General features: G+C 50.8%; 16 protein-coding genes and 1 tRNA gene. 15 read left to right on the forward strand and 2 right to left on the reverse strand.

Features of this window, described 5'->3' with window-relative positions:
* Positions 1 to 172: 172 nt before the first annotated feature.
* The 9 genes from F4Z13_00215 to F4Z13_00255 all read left to right on the forward strand — a co-directional run bounded on the left by F4Z13_00215 (position 173) and on the right by F4Z13_00255 (position 14,091).
* Positions 173 to 1,255, forward strand: coding sequence for an efflux RND transporter periplasmic adaptor subunit (locus F4Z13_00215; GenBank protein MXZ47669.1), 1,083 nt, complete (start codon positions 173 to 175; stop codon positions 1,253 to 1,255).
* Complete coding sequence (locus tag F4Z13_00220) at positions 1,252 to 4,374, forward strand: efflux RND transporter permease subunit (protein ID MXZ47670.1); 3,123 nt, start codon at positions 1,252 to 1,254, stop codon at positions 4,372 to 4,374. Before F4Z13_00215 ends, F4Z13_00220 begins: the two co-directional genes overlap by 4 nt.
* A 68-nt stretch (positions 4,375 to 4,442) precedes the next feature.
* Positions 4,443 to 5,831, forward strand: coding sequence for a class II fumarate hydratase (locus F4Z13_00225; protein MXZ47671.1), 1,389 nt, complete (start codon positions 4,443 to 4,445; stop codon positions 5,829 to 5,831).
* 58 nt (positions 5,832 to 5,889) lie between these two features.
* The gene (locus F4Z13_00230) at positions 5,890 to 6,351 is read left to right on the forward strand and encodes a hypothetical protein (protein MXZ47672.1); all 462 of its coding nucleotides are present in this window, start codon (positions 5,890 to 5,892) and stop codon (positions 6,349 to 6,351) included.
* Between the two features lie 88 nt (positions 6,352 to 6,439).
* Complete coding sequence (locus F4Z13_00235; GenBank protein ID MXZ47673.1) at positions 6,440 to 6,688, forward strand: hypothetical protein; 249 nt, start codon at positions 6,440 to 6,442, stop codon at positions 6,686 to 6,688.
* A 2-nt stretch (positions 6,689 to 6,690) separates the two neighbouring features.
* Positions 6,691 to 7,086: a type II toxin-antitoxin system death-on-curing family toxin gene (locus F4Z13_00240; GenBank protein ID MXZ47674.1), complete on the forward strand. Its 396-nt coding sequence runs from the start codon at positions 6,691 to 6,693 to the stop codon at positions 7,084 to 7,086.
* A 215-nt stretch (positions 7,087 to 7,301) separates the two neighbouring features.
* Positions 7,302 to 10,316, forward strand: a complete 3,015-nt coding sequence (locus F4Z13_00245; protein ID MXZ47675.1) for a hypothetical protein — start codon at positions 7,302 to 7,304, stop codon at positions 10,314 to 10,316.
* Between the two features lie 3 nt (positions 10,317 to 10,319).
* Positions 10,320 to 13,391 (forward strand): AAA family ATPase, encoded by a 3,072-nt coding sequence (locus F4Z13_00250; protein ID MXZ47676.1) that lies wholly within the window; start codon positions 10,320 to 10,322, stop codon positions 13,389 to 13,391.
* 7 nt (positions 13,392 to 13,398) lie between these two features.
* Positions 13,399 to 14,091 carry a glycosyltransferase family 2 protein gene (locus F4Z13_00255; protein MXZ47677.1) on the forward strand — a complete coding sequence of 231 codons (693 nt, stop codon included), beginning with the start codon at positions 13,399 to 13,401 and terminating at the stop codon, positions 14,089 to 14,091.
* A 15-nt stretch (positions 14,092 to 14,106) separates the two neighbouring features.
* Here F4Z13_00255 and F4Z13_00260 read toward each other — a convergent pair.
* Together F4Z13_00260 and F4Z13_00265 are read right to left on the reverse strand one after the other, a co-directional pair.
* A tRNA-Arg gene (locus F4Z13_00260) sits at positions 14,107 to 14,180 on the reverse strand.
* A 39-nt stretch (positions 14,181 to 14,219) separates the two neighbouring features.
* Complete coding sequence (locus F4Z13_00265; GenBank protein ID MXZ47678.1) at positions 14,220 to 15,083, reverse strand: glutaminyl-peptide cyclotransferase; 864 nt, start codon at positions 15,081 to 15,083, stop codon at positions 14,220 to 14,222.
* Positions 15,084 to 15,263: 180 nt separating this feature from the next.
* Between F4Z13_00265 and F4Z13_00270 the strand changes: the two genes are divergently transcribed.
* The 6 genes from F4Z13_00270 (at position 15,264) to F4Z13_00295 (ending at position 21,539) form a co-directional block, all read left to right on the forward strand.
* A complete protein-coding gene (locus tag F4Z13_00270; GenBank protein ID MXZ47679.1) occupies positions 15,264 to 16,709 on the forward strand; it encodes a hypothetical protein in 1,446 nt (481 codons plus the stop codon).
* 178 nt (positions 16,710 to 16,887) lie between these two features.
* Positions 16,888 to 17,547 (forward strand): metal-dependent transcriptional regulator, encoded by a 660-nt coding sequence (locus tag F4Z13_00275; GenBank protein ID MXZ47680.1) that lies wholly within the window; start codon positions 16,888 to 16,890, stop codon positions 17,545 to 17,547.
* An 11-nt stretch (positions 17,548 to 17,558) separates the two neighbouring features.
* A complete protein-coding gene (locus F4Z13_00280) occupies positions 17,559 to 18,542 on the forward strand; it encodes a manganese transporter (protein MXZ47681.1) in 984 nt (327 codons plus the stop codon).
* Positions 18,542 to 19,318 carry a metal ABC transporter ATP-binding protein gene (locus F4Z13_00285; protein ID MXZ47682.1) on the forward strand — a complete coding sequence of 259 codons (777 nt, stop codon included), beginning with the start codon at positions 18,542 to 18,544 and terminating at the stop codon, positions 19,316 to 19,318. Before F4Z13_00280 ends, F4Z13_00285 begins: the two co-directional genes overlap by 1 nt.
* Positions 19,318 to 20,442 (forward strand): metal ABC transporter permease, encoded by a 1,125-nt coding sequence (locus F4Z13_00290; GenBank protein ID MXZ47683.1) that lies wholly within the window; start codon positions 19,318 to 19,320, stop codon positions 20,440 to 20,442. The genes F4Z13_00285 and F4Z13_00290 overlap by 1 nt, the downstream gene beginning before the upstream one ends.
* Entirely contained in the window at positions 20,439 to 21,539 is a 1,101-nt protein-coding gene (locus F4Z13_00295) for a metal ABC transporter permease (GenBank protein ID MXZ47684.1), read from the forward strand. Before F4Z13_00290 ends, F4Z13_00295 begins: the two co-directional genes overlap by 4 nt.
* Positions 21,540 to 21,547 lie beyond the last annotated feature (8 nt).

A 21,547-nucleotide genomic window follows, 5' to 3' on the forward strand; every position in this document is an offset into this window, starting at 1 on the left:
ATACCAATTTGGAATAATACAAGGAGAGGACCGGAGATGTTTCTCGTCTATAGTACCGGTCATTTAGTCATGTATAATTTACGGGATTCCGAAACGTGCCGGCGCCGCCCCGCGCCTTTAAATAGGATGTGTGCGGGTTATTCGCGGTTATTCTGAAATGGATGTTTGATATATGGAGAATGAAGCCGTGGTTATGCGAATAACAGTCTTAATGCTTTTTTTAGCTGTCTGTTTTTTCCCCGGGCTCTCGCTCGCCCAGCCTCCCGACGCTCCAGTGGTGGTATCCGCGGTTGTCGAGAGGGAGGTGAAGAAGCCCCTCAGGCTTGTCGGCGCAACCTTTCCTGCGAGAAAATCCACCATATCAAGCGAGGTCGAAGGAGTAGTCGGGAAAATGAACGCCGAGGAGGGCCAGTACGTAAAAAAGGGTGAGACCCTCGCCGAGATAAAGAACGACAAGATCCGCTTTGCCCTTGAGCAGCTTAAGAACGAGAGAAAGGAAGCCCTTGCGAGGGCCGAGCTTTCGGAAAAAGATTTTGCAAGGATGAAAGAGCTTTACGACAAGGGAATTATTTCTGATGGAGATTTTGACAGGGCAAGGACCCAGAGGGAGTCCACTCAGGCCGGGCTGCTCAGCCTCGAAAGCCGCATCGAAATCGCCGAATACGATCTTGCGGCGTCGAGGATAGCCGCCCCCTTTAACGGCTACGTGACTAAGCACCACGCCGAAGCGGGACAGTGGTTAGGTCTCGGGGACAAGGTGGTTTCCTTTGTGGACATAGACACGATAGAGGTAATGGCTGGGGTGCCCGAGAGGTACGTAGATGACATAAGCGAGGGCATGGAGGTTGAAGTCATACTGCCCTCTCACAATCGGCTTACCATTCCTGCAGAGATCTCTTCAGTCATCCCGGACGCGGACCCGAGAACCGTATCCTTTCCGGTAAGGGTGGTGCTTGAGAATCCCGATCATACGATAAAATCCTCAGCTTCGGCCATACTCATGGTAAGGATCGGCGAAACCGAGAAAATAAAGCTCGTACCGAAAGATTCCATAGTCAGGTCTCCCCAGGGCACCATGGTTTTTGTCGTGAGGGAAGGACTTGCGCACTCTGTGCCGGTGGAAGAAAAGGGCTGGTATGAGGGCTTCACTCACGTTGAAGGGGGAATAAGCGTAGGCGAGAGCGTGGTCGTGAGAGGAAACGAGAGACTCATGTCCATGCAGAAAGTCAGGATCACTGACACCATAGAGCAATGAATCTTGTCGAGACCTCTATAAAAAATCCCGTAACCGTAGCCGTCGGCGTTATATTCCTTGTTATTTTCGGGGTTATCTCGCTCTTTAGAATTCCCGTTCAGCTTACCCCGGACGTCGAGACGCTCAGGGTTACCGTGAGCACCTTCTGGAGAGGGGCAAGCCCCTTTGAGATGGAAAGCGAGGTGGTAAACGAGCAGGAAGACGAGCTCAGGGGAATAACGGGACTCAGAAGGCTTGACAGCGAGAGCTCGGAGAACTCCTCCGAGGTAATACTCGAGTTTGAAGTTGGCGCCGACATTGACTCCAAGGTGGTCAAGGTGTCGAACAGGCTTGACCAGGTAAAGGAATACCCGGACGAGGTCGAGCGGCCCGTGATAACCACCGTCGATCCCAGGGCAAACGCCATGGCGTGGTTTATCCTGAAGCCTCTTCCTGACAGTCCCGCTGATATAAATCTCTACTACGATTTCGCGGATGAGATAATCCGCACCAGGCTTGAGAGGGTTCCCGGAGTCGGGGCCTCAAACGTGTTCGGCGGAAGGGAACGGCTTATAGAGGTTCTTTTCGACCCCGCCGCGCTTGCCAAGAGGAATATTACGATAGCTGGGCTTGCCGCCTCCATTGACAGGGAGAATGAGAATTTCAGCGCCGGTTCCTTTAACGAGGGTAAAAGGCAGTATCTCGTTCGAACTGTCGGAGAGTACAGAACCACGCGGGACATAGAAAACATAGTAGTGGCTACCGCGCAAAGCGGTCTTCCCGTTTACCTGAGGGATGTTGCCACTATCCGCCTCGGGTACGAGGATCCGGGCTACACCGTGAGGCAGAACGGAGAGCCCTGCATCGCCGTTAACGTGCTTCGCGAAAGCGGGGCGAACTCAATAGAGGTTAAAGAGGGCATCTTTGCGGCCGTTGAGGAACTGAATGAGGGAGTCCTCAAGGAAAACGGACTTCGCCTCCGGAATGTCTACGAAGAGACCGGGTACATAAAAAACGCGATAAAGCTCGTTAGGGGAAATCTTATTATAGGCGGTGTGCTCGCCATAACGGTTCTTCTTCTTTTCCTTAGAAGCGCGAGCAGCACGATAATTGTGGCAATCGCCATACCGTCAAGCGTCATAGGGACTTTCATAGTTTTCGAGGCGCTCGGGCGCACCTTAAACGTGGTCAGTCTTGCGGGGATGAGCTTCGCCGTCGGCATGGTCATAGATAACTCGATCGTGGTTCTTGAAAACGTGTACCGCCACATGCAGATGGGAAAATCGAGGATGAAGGCAGCCTATGACGGCACGACCGAGGTCTGGGGGGCGGTGCTTGCAAGCACCCTCACCACGGCCGCCGTGTTCATTCCGATCATGTTCATTCAGGAGCAGACGGGACAGCTGTTTCGCGACATAGCCATAGCGATCAGCGTCTCCGTCATACTTAGTCTTCTTGTTTCCATAACCGTCATACCGTCTGCGTCTTCAAAGTACCTCTCCGCGAAGGGCGCGGAATCTCTTGAGCGCCTTCATATCATGTCGCGGCTGTTCGGTTTCGCGGGAAGGGTCTCAGAATTTATAAACCGCTTTACCGAGGAGATAATGACAAGCGTCAGGAAAAGAGCGGTTCTCGTGGGTTCCTTCACCCTCTTGTCAATAGTGCTTATAATCGCCGTCTTTCCCAAGACCGAGTATCTTCCCACGGGGAACAGGAACCTGCTTTTCGGGATACTTATCCCGCCTCCCGGATACAATGTCGAGGAATATACTGCCATCGGAAAGCAGCTCGAGGCTGATTTCGAACCCTACATGAACGGAAAGACCGCGACCGGGAAAGATCTCCCGCGGATAAAGAATTTCTTCTACGTCGCGAGGGGAAAACAGATTTTCATGGGCGCGGTCGCCGAGAACAGAAAGGAACTCAAGGAACTTTTTCCCGTTCTTCAACAGGCCCTGTCCAAGGTCCCGGGAACGTTCGGAGTGATAATTCAGCCCAGCATCTTTAACGCCAACATAGGCGAGGGGAGGTCGATAGATGTTAACGTCACGGGAGATGATCTGGACGAGATACTGAAGACCGCTAGGAGCGTGTTTTTCATGTCCATGGAGAGCATGCCCGGGGCGCAGATAAGACCGATTCCGAGCCTTGATCTCGGAAACCCCGAGCTCAGGATCGTTACTGAGCGGGAGGCGGCTTCTCGGGTCGGGATCACCAACAGCGAGCTCGGGTTTACCGTGAGATCCCTGATAGACGGAGTCCAGGCAAGCGATTTTAACCTCGAGGGACAGGAGGTCGACATAGTCTTGCGGGCGGAGCAGGATTTCTCCGAGAGAACCCAGGATATAGAGAACATAATGATCACTTCTCCGAGCGGGCAGGTGGTTACCGTGGGAGCCCTGGCCAGGGTCAGTCTTGAGAGCGGCCCGGAGCAGATAAATCACTACGAAAGACAAAGGGTGATAACGATACAGATAACTCCTCCCGAGGAAATTGCGCTTGAGGAGGCGATAGAGACCGTTAACGACGATATAATCTCCGTGCTTCAGCAAAGCGGCCAGGTGGGGGAGCGGACCGGTTTTGTCCTTGCCGGGACAGCGGACAAGCTCGCAACGGCAAAAGACGCGCTTCAGTGGAACTTTCTTCTGGCCGTGATGATATCGTTTCTGCTGATGGCGGCTCTTTTCGGGAGTTTTCTCCATCCGCTTGTTATCCTGATCACGGTTCCGTTTGCCTCCCTCGGAGGGTTTCTAGGGCTTTTTATCCTTAACCTGTTCACGTACCAGCCGCTTGATATACTGACGATGCTGGGTTTTGTTATTCTCATAGGGATAGTCATTAACAACGCCATACTCATAGTCCACCAAGCGCTTAACAACATCCGGGCGGGCATGGAACAGCAGGAGGCCATACGCGAATCGGTAAGGGTGAGGATAAGGCCGATCTTCATGAGCACCCTCACGAGCGTATTCGGCATGCTTCCCCTTGTGCTTGCCCCGGGGGAAGGCTCTGAGCTTTACAAGGGCCTTGGAAGCGTCGTGGTCGGCGGACTTGTTCTCTCCACGGTCTTCACCCTGTTTCTGATCCCTTCCGTTTTCAGCCTCATGCTAGAGTTCCGAAGAAGGCCCTCCTTCTTATGAAACCGGTTTTGTTTGTGGCATAATAAATTCCCTGACTGAAATTGACAATCATTTGGAGGGAATCTTAAATGGCTAAGACGAAATACAGGGTGGAATCCGACTCGATGGGAAAGATGAAAGTTCCCTCGGACGCTTATTACGGGGCGCAGACGGCAAGGGCGGTTGAGAACTTTCCCGTGAGCGGACGCACTCTTCCAAGGGAATTCATAAGGGCGATGGGTCTTGTGAAACTGGCCGCCGCGCATACAAACGCAGAACTCGGATTCTTGAAGAAGGGTGCCGCGCGGGCCATAGCGAGAGCCGCGCAGGAGGTTGTCGACGGGAAGCTTGACGATCATTTCGTGGTGGACGTTTTTCAGACGGGTTCAGGCACCTCGACAAACATGAACACGAATGAAGTGATAGCCAACAGGGCGACCGAGATACTTAAGGGAAAGACCCGGGTGCATCCGAACGACCATGTGAACATGGGTCAGTCAAGCAATGACGTGATCCCCACGGCCATGCATGTCTCTTCCCTTGAAGCGATAGAAAAAGACCTCATACCGTCGCTTGAGTATCTTCGCGACGCGCTCTCGAAAAAGGCAAAGGAGTTTGATCACATAGTAAAGATAGGGCGCACCCACCTTATGGACGCTACCCCTATACGGCTCGGTCAGGAGTTCAGCGGGTACGCGAGCATGGTTGATCACGGGATCTCGAGATTAAAGAGGACAAGAACCGACCTTTCAGAACTTGCCATAGGAGGGACCGCGGTCGGCACGGGGATAAACACCCACAAGGATTTCGGAAAACAGGTGGCGGCGAGGATAACCGAGGCTACGGGGGTTAAGTTCAGGGAGGCTAAAAACCACTTCGAGGCCCAGGCGTCAAAGGACGCGGTTGTCCAGGCAAGCGGAGCACTCAAGACGGTCTCCGTGAGCCTCATCAAGATAGCAAATGACATACGGTGGCTTGGAAGCGGCCCGCGCTGCGGCTTCGGAGAGGTCCTTCTGCCTGCGATACAGCCTGGTTCGTCCATTATGCCCGGGAAGGTTAACCCGGTGATCGGCGAGTCGGTTACACAGGTCGCGGCCCAGGTGATCGGCAATGACGCGGCGATAACGATCGGAGGGCAGTCGGGGAATTTCGAGCTCAACGTGATGATGCCAATGATGGCGGACAATCTCCTTCAGTCGATAAGGCTTCTCTCGAGGGTATGCACCGTGTTTGTCGACAAGTGCATCTCCGGGATAGAGGCGGATGAAGAGCGCTGCGGGGAAACCATCGAGCAGAGCCTCGCCATGTGCACCAGCCTAGCGCCGATCATAGGTTATGACAACGCGGCTGCGATTGCGAAGGAAGCCTACGCTTCGGGGAGCACCGTAAGGGAAGTTGCCAGGCAAAAGGGAGTGCTTTCAGACGAGGAACTTGACAGGGTTCTTGATCCGCTGTCGATGACAAAGCCGACTTCCTAGGCCATGGGCCCGGATAGCAGTTTGACTATGTAGAGTATTTTCGGCGGAAATTTGAATAATGAGGAAAATTCTTTTAGTTTTTCTGCTTTTTTTGGCGATTCCGGTTTCTTCTTACGGAAAAGAAGAGGGTTACAAGACCTATACCAATATCGGAGAACTTAAACCGCCGGCTGTAACCATCTCGCAGGTTCTTTCCTCCCGGGATGAATTTGACAGGAAAATATTTACCCTTGAGGGGCAGGTGGGTGAACTGGAGTTCAAGAAGATGGCGAACGGAAGGAAGTTCACCCTGTTTCAGTTTTTCGAAGACGATCCGGAAAAAGGAATAAACATTTACGCAAGAGGGTTCGTGGAAGGCATTGAGAACGGGAGCAGAGTAAGGATCTGGGGTCGCTACAGCAAGCATAAAAGATATTTTCTTTCCAAGCGCAAGAACATCATGAAGGCGAAGAAGATCCATATTCTTCAGGAGATTCCGGAAGCGCTAGAAGACCTGCCTGTAGAGAAAAATTCTTCTTAAAAGATATCTAAATATGCATCTAGGTATACATTTAATTGACATTTTAGGCGGAGTTCCGTATACTTGAAGCACGAGACAGGAGGTAGTTATGGAGGACTTACTAACTAATAAAACCGCTTCATTAACCGAATTTCGTGATCCCAAGAACGTGATTAGGAAAGCCGGTGGCAAACCCGTTGCCATATTAAATCGCAATAAGCTTGAAGGTTATTTTGTGCCTGCTTCCGCTGTACATAAAATCAGCTTTGAGCTTGCTGATTCTGATGAGGTTGATGCTGCTATTGCAAAACGCAAAGACAAGATACAACCAATCTTGGATTACCTGAAAGATAAATAGGCATGAAATATTTATCACCCGAGAAGGTGGTTGCCATGCACGAGCAGATCATTAGACCTGACGAATTGCAAGGCGTGGCCCGGAACAAGTATATAGAATCAGTTTTGGCACGTGTCGACAACCGCATCGCCTACGGGTTGATTGAGGATGTGTTTGAACTTGCTGCCTGTTATGCATGTTGTATTGCTGTTGGTAATGCGTTTAATGACGGTAATAAGAGAACAGCATTTAAGGCAATGGATACTTGCTTGACTATAAACGGTATAGAGTTGGATTTTGACACGGCGGAAGCTGGTGACATGATGATTAAAGCCGCCCAAGGCTTTATTGACGAAAGGGAACTGGCGGAGTGGCTTAGAACCCTGGCTCAAGAGAATTTTCGAACTCAAGGCGGTTAAAATGACTGCGGATATTAAAAAGGGAAAAGCTGGAATGCTTTTTGAGGATTTCCTTAAAGAGTTGGGAATTTGCGAGGAAACGACCAAGCGGGCTGTGAAGCGCGTTCTGGAATTTTTGACTGCTCAAGAAGAGATAAAGAAATGTCCCAAAAGTGGAAACGCCCAACCAGTTTGAAGCGTTATTTGGACCTTCAAGAGTCCCGAATTCATACTAGATGAAGCTTATCTATCACCCTAAAGAATTCACTTTTAAAGATCTTTTCAAAAAATACGGACTTAACCCAAGTGATGAGACAACCCTTTTCCTTCTTCCGGGGGTCTCGGTTGTGCAGGAAATAGAAGATTGCTACTCTGGCGTAGGTGTGTGGGGAAAAAACCTGCTTACGTTTAATGAACTCTCGGATTTTGTAAACGAAGCATCCCCAAACCTGAAGAAGAAAAGGATATCGAGAACCCAGACCTTATCGATAACCAGAAAAGCGGCGGAGTCGGTCTCGGGGAACCTTGAGGTTTTCGGGGAATTCTCGCAGAACCGGGATTTTCTAAACGCCACGGCTTTGATTATTTCGAAACTGAAGCAAAGCAAGATTGCCGCAAGGGAGCTTGTCGGGTCTGCCAGAACAATCAAGGCGCGGAGCTTGAAGAAGAAACTCTCGGATACAGGGCTTGTTTACGAAAAATACGAGGCGCTTATCACCGAGAGAGATTTTCTTGACGATGCGGATTCTGTCCGTGTCGTTTCAGAAGAGTTGGAGAGGGAAGGGCTTACGCCGTTTTTCCCGTCTGCAAGAAAGCTTGTTATCTTCGGGTTCTCCGATTTTACTCTCTGCGAACTTGACGTGATAAAAGGCCTTTCCTCGGCGGTTCCGGAAACTTTCTTTTTCGTAAGCGACTTCGGCGATCTGGATGAATACAGAGACTGTTTTCTGGGCAGATTCAGCGAAGCTTCCGTGGCCTGTGAAGAAGATTCCGCAATAACAGACGAAATTCCGGCAACCAGGACGCAAAGCGAGTTCAATGAGTTCCGGGACTCTCACGATGAGATCGAGTACGTCTCAAGAAAGATCAAAAAGCTCATTGTTGATGAGGGACACAAAGCTTCTGATTTTAAGGTTCTCGTCAGGTCATCGCAGAAAAGAGGTCAGTCCATAGCACATATATTCGAGAAAAACGGAGTCGCGGTTGACCTCAGAAACTCCGGAACCCTGGCGGGGAGCGTATACGGGCGCCTCGCGGGCGATATTCTTCGCCTCAAGTCAGGCAATTTTCACAGAAACGACCTGATCGGACTTCTTCGCAACCCGCTTTTTTCTCTCTATCTGGGAGAGTCTGAGTTCTCGCAGTGCTGCACCAACCTTGTAAAGGAGATTTCCTCCGCAAGCGTTTCTTCCGAAGACAGGAAATACAGAACCATAAGCGGTATCTCGGGCTGGAAGAGGGTTCTCGAACACATAGTGGAGCGGGACGCCCAGCTCTCCTCAGTCGCCCGTGATATAGACATGGCGCTTGATTCCGTATCGTCAAAGTTCGGCAGAAGAACTTTTTCAGCGATGACTTCTGATCTTAGAAAGATTTTCTCAGAACTCAGGGTTTCTGAGAATTCGGCACTGCTTATAGAGAGAAATCAGACCACCAGGGAGTGTTTCGATGAGTTCTTCTCTTTTCTAAGGGAGCTTTCCTTCTCTTACGGAGAGTTTGATTTCCGGGTTCCAGACCCTGGAGAGTACCTTCTTTTTCTGGATGAGTTCATGGGAGAGAGGACGGTTCCCTATAAAACCCCCTGCGACGGCGATTCGGAAAGGGTGAGCGTTACCGATTTCTCCGCGGCCCGCGGAATAAACCCGAAGTTTCTTTTTCTGGTCGGCCTTTCGGACACTTCTTTTCCTTCCGCTCTTCCCGCGGATCCCGTGCTTAAGCCCAGGGAGAAGGCGGAAATAAACCGGGTGCTAAAAAAAAGAGTTTTTGACGAGGAAGGTCTTCATTACGAAAAGGAAAAGCATCTTTTCTCTACCCTTGGCGCCGCAGCTTCCGAGAAAGTGTTTTTTTCCTGCTTCCGCTACGACCAGAAGTCAAGGGATGTAAACCGCTCTGATTTTCTTGAGGAGGCGGGGATCTCCCCTCAGGCGCGACGCTCTGAGAGCTTCTCGGAACCGGGAGAGATATTCTCGGGGGAAGATGCCCTGTTTCACTGTTTTTCACCCTCGGGAACATCGGATGTCGCCCCGGAGCTTGTGGAGGTTATAAGAGAGCACTACGGTTCGGATATGGTCGGTTATCTCTCAGATGGCATCTCCGCTGAGAGAAAAAGACTCGAGCTTGAGGGTGATTACACGGACTTCGAAGGGGTTCTCCGAAACGCCCCTCCGCGACCGGACACTTTTTCACCCACAAGGCTTGAGACCTACGGGACATGCCCCTTCATGTATTTTTCGAAGGAAGTGCTGAAACTGGGAAAGGTCGAGGACCCCGAGGAACAAAAGGCGTCGCAGCTTGACCTTGGCTCACTTGCCCACGAGATACTGAAGGAGTTCATGGAGACAGTTTTCGCCGAGGGTTCCGGCTGGCCTGATGCAAGCCGCGTTGCCGAGGTCTATGAGAGACTCAGAAGGAAGCACGAAACGAGACCGGGAGTTTTCTCCCATCTGCCGAAGAACGTGGCTGAGATTGGGAAGAAAAGGTTTTTTGACTGCATTTTGCCGAACTTCATCGCCGATGAGATTCAAAGAATCGGAAAAGATGAATTCATCCCCCGGTTTTTTGAAAAAGAAGTGAAGTTCCGCATCGGGAATGCCGAAATCAGCGGAAAAGTGGACAGGGTAGACGTCCACAGAGACGACGAGAAAAAGGCCGCGGTTGTCGATTACAAGATCGGAGGGGTAAAAGGCAGAAAATATTTTGATTTTGAAAATCTCCAGATCCCCCTTTACCTGAAAGCGTTGTCTGAAGAGGGGGCGGTTCCCTCCAGAGGCTCCTATCTTTCAATCGGGAAACCGGGAGACAGCGTTTCTTCCCGGGATCCTTCTCTGGAGGAAGCGGCTTCGCTTGCGGAGTACTACGTGGAGAACATAAAAAAAGGTTTTTTCCCTCCGTATGTGGGGAAAAAAGAGAAGAACCAGGAAGCCCACTACCTCGAGATGTCCAAGGGTCGTCCCTGCTCTTACTGTGATTACGCTGACCTTTGCAGGGTAAAAGACGGGGTGGTAAGGAGAACCGGGCATTCGCGGGGATAAACTATGGAGAAAGTTTCCAACTTCTTAGATCTTAACGAAGAGCAGTCCCTGATACTTCGCCCGGCAAGAAAAGTGGCGGTCAGGGCGGGAGCGGGCTCGGGAAAGACAAGAGCCATAATAGCTAGGTATCTGGGGATTCTGGAAGGGGGAGAAGCGGATATTCCTCAAATTGTGGCCGTTACCTTTACGGAGAACGCCGCTGCGGAACTGAGATCCAGAATAAGTTCCGAAATCACGAGATATATCAAGGATTACGGCCACAGGGGGAATATAGCCGAGGGTTGGCGCAGGAAGTTCTTCTCCGCTCCCATAGGAACTATCCACAGCTTCTGCTCAGGGATACTGAGGGAAAACGTCTTCGATTCAGGACTTCCGCTTAACTTCTCCGTAATTGAAGGTTCCGAAGAGGACGCTTTTTACGAACAGAATATCGGCAAGTTTCTTCTGATGAAGATCGGGGAAGACGATCCAAAGCTGAAGAGGCTTCTCGAGATGGAATCTTATGATTACGCTCAGATTCTGAAGATCATAGCGATGATACTGAAAGAAGCGGCAAGGCTCCATATGACACCTCCTTTTTCCTACTGCGGAGAGAGACCCGGCCCCGAAAAGCCTCCCCCGGAAGCGCTTGAATCCATGGATAAAAGGCTTCGCGCGAGGATCGAGGACTATATCTCCGTTCTTTCGTCCCGTTCTGAGAGGAGAAAACAGGCTCTTCAGGACCTAAGCGGAAAAATAGACATGACTCTGGGTCTTGACCCAAATATCCGCTACCTGAAAGCCGTTTACGAAGAGGCGAGAAATGAGATGAAAAAGTCCGAGGTTGAGCAGTCGAGGCTTGCGCTTGTTGATACGGTCTTTTCAGTCATGGGACATTATGATTCGGAAATCAACTCTATCTATCTTGATTTATCGGGCGACGCGTATGGTTTTCTTAGGCAGAGGAAAATCCTTGAGGAGAAAATAGAGTACGAGGACATGATACGTCTCACAATTGAACTCCTCGAAAAAAATCCTGAAATACTAGGCTATTACAGAAACTTCCTGAAGTTTATTATAGTTGATGAATTCCAGGACACCGATTCCCTTCAGCTCAGGTTGATGAACCTTCTCACAGACGGCGACTCCAGAGGCAGTCTTATTGTGGTCGGTGACGTGAACCAGTCCATCTACGGCTTCAGGGGGGCCGAGCCCGAGACGTTCGGGAAGATACTTCAGGCCGGGGATTTCGAGAAGATATCCTTTGCGGCCAATTACCGCTCTCGCGGCAGTCTCATAGACTTTTTCAATGTTTTTTTCGCCGACACTTTTCCCAAAGGATATTACGAAGAGATGACAGCCCCCGTACCTAAGAGTGGTTCCGGTATCTCGGTGGAAATCATCGCGTGCGAAGGAGCGAAGCCCGATGCGGCTATTGAACTTGAGGCCCGCGCCGTGGCGTCGAGGATAAAGGAGGTACAGAAGGAATCTCCGGAAGAAATTGCTCTTCTGTTCAGAAGGTCTTCAAACGTCTCTGTCTACGAGAAGGCCCTTGCGCGGGAGGGTATCAGGTTCCAGTCACGCATAGGGCGCGGTTTCTACGATCTTCCCGAGGTAAGGGACGTCATGTCCATGCTCAGATACCTGCTTGATCCTCAGGACCTGCTGGCCTGGGCGTCTGTGCTCAGGTCTCCTTATTTCGGGGCGTCGGATGACGAGCTTTTCTCCCATTTCCGGGTAGGGGGAGGAGAAAACGGCTCCAGGGTCGGGCAATACCTTCGTTTTCTTGATGAAAAAAGAAGGGAATACGTTAACGGAGATGCATTCGGGGCGGTCGATTTTGCTGTAAACGGGCTTGGTTATTCCTCCGCGGCTCTGGCGCTCCCGGACGGCAAGGCCAAATACCTCAACCTCAAAAAAGTTCTTCTGATGGCAGAGAATCTGGTCTCACACAAGGGATACGGGCTTTGCCAGGTGGTTGAGCACTTTGATTCCATGCGCGGAAGTTATGAAGAAGAGCAGGTTTTTGAGGAAACAGACGACAGCGGGGTAGTGAAGCTTATGACGGTTCACGGGGCGAAGGGGCTTGAGTTTCATACCGTTTTTCTCTGCAACACTAACTACAGAAGGGTCGTGCCGTCTGAAAGGGTGATGGCGGATATCGAAAAAGGTTTTGTAGTCAGATATCCGGCCTCCTCTTCGGATAACTGGGAAGAGCTTAAATCCCGCGTCGAGAGAAAAGAAACCGAGGAGGAGAGAAGAGACCTCTACGTGGCCATGACCCGGGCCAAGGAAAGACTTTTCATATGCTTAAGCGGCCGCCGTCTGGCCAAGGAAGACCGGATCCAGGTGGAAAAGGGAAGCTTCGCCGAACTTATTGATTCGAAGCTCTCCCTCTCTTCCCGGTGTCTTGAGGAACCGCAAGGATTTACAGACGACACATGGGGAATTTCTTTCCCGGGTCTCTACGAGGGAGAAGCTTCAGAAGAACCTGACTCAGCCTCGGATACTCCATCCGTGGAAACGAAAACTCCTTTACGGCTTAAATACATGGAACCCACATACGGCAGGGAAGATAAGCCAAAGCGGGTGGAGATCTCCCCGCTTCCAGACCTGTTTTCTCCTACTGACCGCTTAAAGGATCCGGAGAGAGTGGGGAGCATAATGCACAGGTTCCTTGAGGTCTGGGATTTCAGGGAGGAAACGGCCGAGAAAGAGATTGAGTTCGTTCTGGGGGAATTCCTCGTCTCAAACCCGAATATGAAGGAACTGCTGCTGGAACTTTCCTCGAATTTTCTAGAGTCCGAGCTCTTTTCCTTTATAGGCGAGGCTCGGGAAATCAGAAGAGAGCTTAAATTTGTCTTTGATCCCGGTGAGGGTGCTTCGAGAAGGGGCAGAATAGACCTTCTGACGGAAGAGGATGGGGGAATGCGTCTTTTCGACTACAAGTACAGAAAATCGATGAATGAAGACGCCCGTGAGGCTTACGAAGAGCAGATGGACGGTTACCGCGAAGCCATACGCTCAAGATTCGAAAAACCACTGCTTTCGCGCCACATAGTTCTTATCCCGCAGGTTGAGCTTGTCTCCATATAAGAGTTCCATGGAAAAAACGGTCGTGATAATCCCGGCGCTTAACGAAGAGCGCTCCATAGGGCAGGTGATTGGGGATATTCCCCGGGACCTCGTTACGGAGACAGTGGTCGTTAACAACGGCTCGACCGACTCCACAGCAAGCGTTGCCTCGGGTTGCGGGGCTACGGTTATAGATGAAGAGAGGAGGGGGTATGGGCAGGCATGTCTTGCAGGGATAGATTACATTAAAAGTTCTTCGTATCCACCTGATATCATAGTGTTTTTGGATGGAGACTATTCTGATTATCCGGGAGAAATGAAAAACCTCGTCTCACCGATAATCGAGGACGGATACGATCTCGTCATAGGGTCAAGGACCATCGGCGAAAGACAGAAAGGGGCGCTTCTGCCCCAGGCCCTTGTGGGCAACTACGTGGCTACTAGGCTTATAAAACTGTTTTACGGAGTGAGCTTTACCGACCTTGGTCCCTTCAGGGCCGTAAGATACGACAAGCTCCTTTCTCTTGGCATGAGAGACAGGACTTTCGGATGGACGGTTGAGATGCAGGTAAAGGCCGCCAAGAAAGGACTTCGCTGCACCGAGATTCCGGTGAGTTACAGGAAGAGAATAGGAACTTCAAAGGTAACCGGAACAATCACGGGAAGCTTTATGGCCGGGGTGAAGATCATCTGGATGATATTCAGGCAGCTTCTTTCATAGGGTTTCTTGCTGGCGCGTCCCCGGCAGGATTCGAACCTGCGGCCTCAGGATTAGGAATCCTGCGCTCTATCCAACTGAGCTACGGGGACACAGAAGGGAAAATGAGTCTACCCGCTTAGGTCTCTGCTTCAAGGGAAAGCGAATCTTATCTCAAAGACCTCGGACCAGTTCTTTCCGGTGATAAGGAAAGTACGGGAGGAGGATTTCCAGGCGATTCCATTTAGCACTCCGGCCTCGTGCGCGAAACTGAGTCTTTCCCTGAGTTCCCCTAGGTTTATCCGTCTCTCCACCATGCCGCTGTAGGAATCTACGACCACTATATCGTCCGAGTTCCATATGTTGCAGTAGATTTTTCCATCCACATATTCAAGCTCGTTAAGCATGGTAACTGCCGATCCATTCTCCTTTACGCTTAACACTTTTGTTATCCCGAAGTTCCTAGGGGAAAGAAAATACAGTTTTTCGGTTCCGTCGCTCATTATGAGTTGAGTTCCGTCGTCTGTAAGTCCCCAGCCTTCGGTGAAGTAGGTAAACGACCCTTTCTGCTGCAGGCTCTCTTTGTCGTATATGAAGCCCTGTCTGGACCTCCAGGTGAGCTGGTATATGCTGTCGCCTATTATGGTAAGACCTTCGCCGAAAAACCTCGCGGGAAGGTTCACCCTTACAAACACTGCTCCCGTGACCGGGTTGATCTTTCTAAGAGATGAGTTTCCGTAAAGCCCGGTACTTTCATAAAGAAAACCATCTCTGTAGACAAATCCCTGAGTGAAGGCAGTCAGGTCGTGGGGGAAAGAGTAGAGTACATTGAAAGCAGTCCCAACGGGATAATTTCCCTTGTTTTCCGTCGTGAAACATGAGGAAAAAATAAGGAGAAAGAGGCAGACAAGACCTGCCACGCCCGCAAGGGGATTTATTCGTTTATGATGCTCCTTCCCCACAGGGCTTATTCTAAGCCATAAATACTTTTTTTGAAACTTCGAATTATATAGAATCCTACCAAGCTCTTAGGTTTTGATTTTCCCTCCTGCATTCCATAGAGCGCGTGCTTAATGTTCTTTGACCTTTCCCCATGTATTTATTGCATTTCAACTTCAGCCTTGATTTAATAAAATGGCTGTTGGCCGTCATTGTTATTTAAGTTCGGTAAAAAAATTATTGGAGAGGTAATTAGCGTGAAGATTAAAATACACGGGATTTTCTTAAGTCTGTTTTTTGCACTTGGTGTTAGTTTCTTATTCGGCACCGACGCGTCCGCTCATGAATACAGGGGTTATTCCCATAGTCCAGACCTCGATATAAGTGTGGAAAACGTTGGTGTTGGAGACGAGGCTTCCATAGAGAAAATGGCCCGTCACCTGGCAGAGCACATCGCACTGGTTCAGGAGGACTCAAACCTTAGTCGCCCGGAGCAAGCCAGAGAGTTAGTGATATTGGGACAACGGACGAGAGAGCTGGGAGTCTTCAATAATGGTGAAGTCTACTCCATCCTTGTAAACCCCGAGGGATATATAGTGAACCATGGATTGTATCCCGACCTGCATTTCAAAAAATATTTTCCTTCCTTTGAGTTTAGAAATGGAGACGGCATGACGACCACAACCATGGAGACTCTGCTCGACAGCGAGGAACCGACATGCGTAGATTACCACTATGACGGAGAAGATAGAATGGTATGTGCAATGAGCGTGGACATCTTCTCCTCCGGTGGCCGTACAATCAATGTAGTGGGTTTCCATCACGCAAGGGATGACTACAATCTAATCGAGAGGGACAATCCTAACTGTAATGATCCCCTGTTCAGCCTTCCTGTTACCGCAAAGCAGGTTAACGATGAACAAGATCCGCAAGAGAAGGAAGAATCGCTTGTACAGTATGTGAAAGCAGTTGCCGAGGGATTGAAGGCACGCCAGGACAGGATAGCACTGCAGCTATTGAGAGATGAACCCGGACTCGTCTCCATTGCCACAGGGCTTGTTCCGGGCAGCACACCGGAACAGGTACAGTCTGCGGAGGAAGAACTCGGAGAAAAATCTGTCCGGATAGCTCTCAGTACAACAGGCTGTCTTGCCAGAGGAGATTACGGGGAGGGTTCTATATATCCCTTCATGCTGTCTCCCGAGGACGGCACCGCAGTCATAAACGGGCTCGATTTCCATCTCTATGGACTAAGCGTCTCATTAACCGACCCTGACCCGATTCAGTGCGACGGAGCAAATATTCTGGAAGCTTTTCGCAATGCAGTGACAGATGGAAGCGGGGACCTGGCAGATTTGGCAGTGGGGAATCACGGTTTCGTCACATATCATTGGGACCATCCCGAGACTCTTGAGGACAACAACGAGGGCTATCTTGAAAAAAACGAAGTCCCGGGTTTCTCTATAAAGAAAGGCTATATTGAGGTGATAGACGTAACACCACCTTTTGCTCCTTCGGATACTCCCCCGTCTTGGCGTATCGTCGGTTCAGGAATTTATCTCGACAACGCAGAATATTGCAAAGAAGATGACGAAGGGTGCGCAATTGCCGCAACCACCCATACGCCTCAAAGTAATTTGCTTAACCTGTTTTTGATAGCATTTGTCTTGTTCTCGGCCGTTTTTCTGAGAAAACATATTTAGATAGAGCGAGCGAAACAAAGGAACCGGGAATTTTCTCCCGGCTGAATATAACCTCTGAACTTCCCCTTGACAGCACACAGGTTTTTGCTAGAATTAAAAACAAATTTAGACAAGACTAAAATAATTTTTTGCCTGTCTGAATCTTAAGCGGCTTTTGCTGGGATAAAGAGAAAAAAAGATGCTTTCACAATCAATAGAGGATTACCTGAAGACCATTTACGAGGTTGAGACTTCCGAGGGAAAGGTTTCGACCAGTGCGCTTTCTGAAAAACTGGGCGTGTCTCCGGCTTCAGTGACGAGCATGGTGAAAAAGCTCTCGGAGAAAAAGCTCATAACCCACAAGCGCTACCAGGGAGTGAAGCTTACTCCCGCTGGCAGGAAAATAGCTCTTGAGATAATCAGACATCACCGGCTTATCGAGCTTTACCTCAAGGAGGCGCTAGGTGTTCCCTGGGACCAGGTGCACCAGGAAGCCGAGAAATGGGAACACGTGCTCTCAGAGGATCTTGAAGACAGGATCGACAAGTTTCTTGGTTATCCTGTCACCGACCCGCACGGCTCACCGATCCCGCGCCGAGACGGCACAATGATCGTGAGGGAGTGCGACGCTCTTGTGGATGTGGAGCCGGATACCTTGGTGAGAGTGGTTGAAGTGAGCGATCATGACCCGGAACTGCTTCGTTACCTGGGCGGGATAGGTCTTTATCCCGAGACCGAGATGACGGTTGTTTCGAAGCAGCCTTTTAAGGGCCCCATAATCGTTGAGCTGACCGGGAAGGAATATCCCATAGGGCGAAACGCTGCCAAGTACATACTGGTTGAGAAAGCGAACAACTGAGAGAGGAAAAAATGAGAATGATAACGGGCATAAGGTTCTTTCTGCTTTCTGCGCTGCTGGTGCTCTGCGGAGCCTGCGCTGAAAGCAGCGGAAGCGTAAAAAGAGAAGGCACGATAAAAGTGGTTACTACCACCGCTATGATCGGAGACCTGGTCAAGAACGTCGCCGGGGAAAAAGCGGAGGTCGTCTCGCTTATGGGAACCGGGGTTGACCCGCATCTTTACAAGGCGAGCGCCGGGGACGTGGAAAAGCTTGCCGGAGCCGACATGATTTTTTATAACGGCCTTCACCTTGAGGGAAAGATTACGGATGTTCTTGCGCAGATGAAAAAAAGCGGCATATTCACCGTGGGCGTCGCGGAGGGAATCGACAAGTCCCTGCTTCTTTCTCCCGAGGAATACGAAGGATACTACGATCCGCATATCTGGTTTGATGTCACTCTGTGGAAAAAAGCGGCCAAGATTGTCATGGAGGCTTTCTCACTCTACGACCCGCAAAACGCCGGTATCTACAAGCAGAACGCCGAATCCTATCTCAAAGAACTGAGCCTTTTACAGTCTTACATACAGAAGAAGATAGCCTTGTTGCGCCACGAAAGAAGGGTGCTTATAACGGCCCACGACGCTTTTAATTATTTCGGAAGAGGTTACGGATTTGAGGTAATGGGGCTTCAGGGAATAAGTACCGATTCTGAAGCGAGCGTTGCGGATATACAGAATCTCTCAAGGGTAGTTGCCGAGCGAAAAATTCCGGCAGTTTTCGTTGAAACTTCCATCTCTCCCAGATACATGCGTGCCCTTCGGGCCTCGGTGAAGGCAAGAGGTTTTGATGTCCGGATAGGCGGCAGTCTTTACTCGGACTCGATGGGGAGCCCGGGAACAGAAGAGGGCAGCTACATAGGGATGTTCAGAAGCAACGTGGATACTATCGTGGAATCCCTCAGCCGCAGTATCGAGGTTGCCGATTCCAAAGTCGAAGCCGCCGGAGATGGGTAATGAGCAGCGGAGAGCAGAATCCGGCCGTTCCGGCAGTCCGTGTGACGGACCTTACCGTCGCTTACGGCGACAAGACCGTTCTCTGGGATATAGACCTTGAGATTCCAAGCGGGTCGATGGTCGCCGTCGTGGGACCAAACGGCGCCGGCAAGACAACCCTGATAAAATCCATCCAGGGACTTGTTCCGCGCGTTGCGGGAGTCGTCTCCATCCACGGCAAACCTTACGAGAAACAGAGGAAGGAAGTGAGTTACGTTCCCCAGAGAGGTTCTGTGGACTGGGATTTTCCCACCTCCGTAGTGGATACGGTGAAAATGGGGAGTTACGGAGACTTGGGATGGATAAGGCGTCCCGGAAAAAAGGAGCATGAAAAGGCGCTCAGCGCCCTTGAAAAAGTCGATATGCTTGAGTTTGCCCAGAGGCAGATAAGCCAGCTCTCCGGAGGGCAGCAGCAGAGAGTTTTTCTCGCAAGAGCCCTTGTTCAGAGCGCGTCGGTTTACCTTCTGGATGAACCTTTCCAGGGAGTTGACGCTACGACCGAAAAAGCGATAGTCAGGATACTGAAAGAGCTTGCCGCTGGGGGAAAGACTGTGCTTGCGGTTCATCACGATCTTAACACCGTTTCCGAGTACTACGAGCGAATCGCCATTCTGAACGTGGGGCTTGTGGCCTCGGGGAGGGTGGATGAGGTCTTTAATTCCGAGAATCTCATGAAGGCTTACGGAGGCAAGACCTCCTTTTTCCCCGAAAGAAAATCGGCCAAAAGGGCAGTGTGATGCTTGAATTTGCTGTTGAGCTTTTCTCTGACTATACGGCCAGGACCATTCTCTTGGGAGCGGCTTCCCTGGGCATTGTAAGCGGCGTGGTCGGCTCTTACGCGGTGCTTAGAAAGCAAAGCCTCGTAGGCGACGTCATGTCGCACGCGGCCCTTCCCGGAATAGTGCTTGCCTTCCTCATAATGGGAGTAAAGGAACAGCTGCCTATCTTTATCGGGGCTGCGCTCTCAGCCGTCCTGGCGGTTTTTCTGATCAACCTGATTACCAGCAACTCGAGGGTAAAAACCGACAGCGCGATGGGGATGGCGCTTTCTGTCTTTTTCGGGCTTGGCCTTGTTCTTCTTACCTACGCGCAGAAGATGCCGGATGCCAACCAGGCGGGGCTTGATAAGTTTCTTTTCGGCCAGGCGGAAGCGCTTGTCGGAAAAGACGTTCTTGTTATAGGTGTCACGGGGTTTTTCGCCCTTTTGGTTGTGGGACTTTTCTGGAAAGAGTTCAAACTTCTTTGCTTCGATCCGGATTTCGGAGGCACTATGGGTTTTTCCATGAAGTCTCTGGACCTGCTTGTTACGGCCGTCATAGTTTCGGCGATAGTGATCGGGCTGCAGACAGTAGGGGTCGTGCTTATGAGCTCAATGCTCATTGCCCCCGCGGTTGCGGCCAGACAGTGGACCGGCGGTATGGGCTCGATGGTGATTCTTGCGGCTTTGATAGCGGCCGTCTCCGGCGTAACGGGTGTTGCGCTGAGTGCCGGGCTTGAGAACGTGCCAACGGGACCCGCGGTTATAGTCTGCGTGAGCGCCGTCGCTTTTTTCTCGGTTCTTTTCTCGCCGAACGGGTTTTTCACCCTGAGATTCAAAGACGCCAGGAGCAGAAGGGAGATAAAGAAGGATTACGTCTTAAAAGCCCTGCACGATCTGGCTCTTGAGCATAACGACCCCGGCTACGCGCATTCCGAGAAGCTGCTTGCGCTTGGAAGCGAGAAGGGGTTTAACGTGCGAAAAAGTCTTTTGCAACTGCAGGAGGCGGGGCACGTGGAGAGAGCGGGGGAAGAGAACTGGCGGCTCACCCCAAGCGGTATTCGCGAGATCAGAAAGCTTTCACCGGTGGGGAGTAACGGATGAGCCCGCATCAGTTTGATATACAGCTGGTAGCCGTCATAGTTGCGGCTTCATGCGCCATACCGGGGGCGTTCCTTGTTCTAAGAAGAATGTCCATGATGACCGATGCGATCAGCCATTCCATTCTGCTCGGCATAATCCTCGCTTTTTTTCTCGTGAAGGACCTTTCATCGCCGATTCTCATAATAGGAGCCGCCGCAAGCGGGGTGCTTGCGATTTCGCTCATAAAGGCGGTTAACCGCGCAAGGCTGGTCAAAAAGGACGCGTCGATAGGGATAGTCTTCCCGTTTCTTTTCAGCGTGGCGGTCATATTGCTTTCCAAGTATGCGCGAAACGTGCATATTGACACCCACTCCGTGCTTCTCGGAGAGATAGCGTTCGCTCCTTTTAACCGCCTGATTCTCTCGGGTATGGACCTGGGACCCAAGTCGGTTTACGTAATGGGTTCGATTCTTCTTCTGAACCTGCTTTTCATTTCCTTTTTCTATAAGGAGCTTAAGGTGTCGACTTTTGACGAGAGCTTTGCGTCGTCAATAGGATTCCGTCCCCGGCTCATCCACTACCTGCTTATGGCTGTTGTGTCGCTTACATGCGTCGGGGCGTTTGACGCGGTGGGCTCGATACTTGTTATAGCGCTTATAGTGATTCCGCCCTGCTGCGCCTACCTTCTTACGGATTCGCTTTTCAGGATGATTCTTCTGAGCGTGGTCTTTGGAATCTCGGCAGCCGTTTCAGGGTTCTGGGTCGCCAACTGGCTTGACGTTAACATAGCGGGTTCAATGGCTTTTGTGTGCGGGTTGTTTTTTCTCGTGGTTTTTCTCCTTGCTCCCCAAAGGGGACTCTTCGGCATAATAAGAGAAAAAAGGAGACAGAGGATGGACTTTGCCGAGGCTTCGCTCCTCGTGAGTCTTTACAACCAAGAAAGAGGAGATGCGGTAAAGAACCACCCCGACAGCAGGGGCATGTTCCGGTCGGCTGATTTCGCCTCAAAAGTGGTCGAATTTCTGAAGCGCAAAGGGGAGATAGCTGTTGCGGGCGGGAAGCTCTTTCTTACGGATAAAGGTAGGGAAAGGGCACGTATGACCATGGAGGGAAGATAACGGAGGTT

It is taken from the genome of Candidatus Dadabacteria bacterium (assembly GCA_009837205.1).
In the GTDB taxonomy this organism is placed as follows: domain Bacteria; phylum Desulfobacterota_D; class UBA1144; order Nemesobacterales; family Nemesobacteraceae; genus Nemesobacter.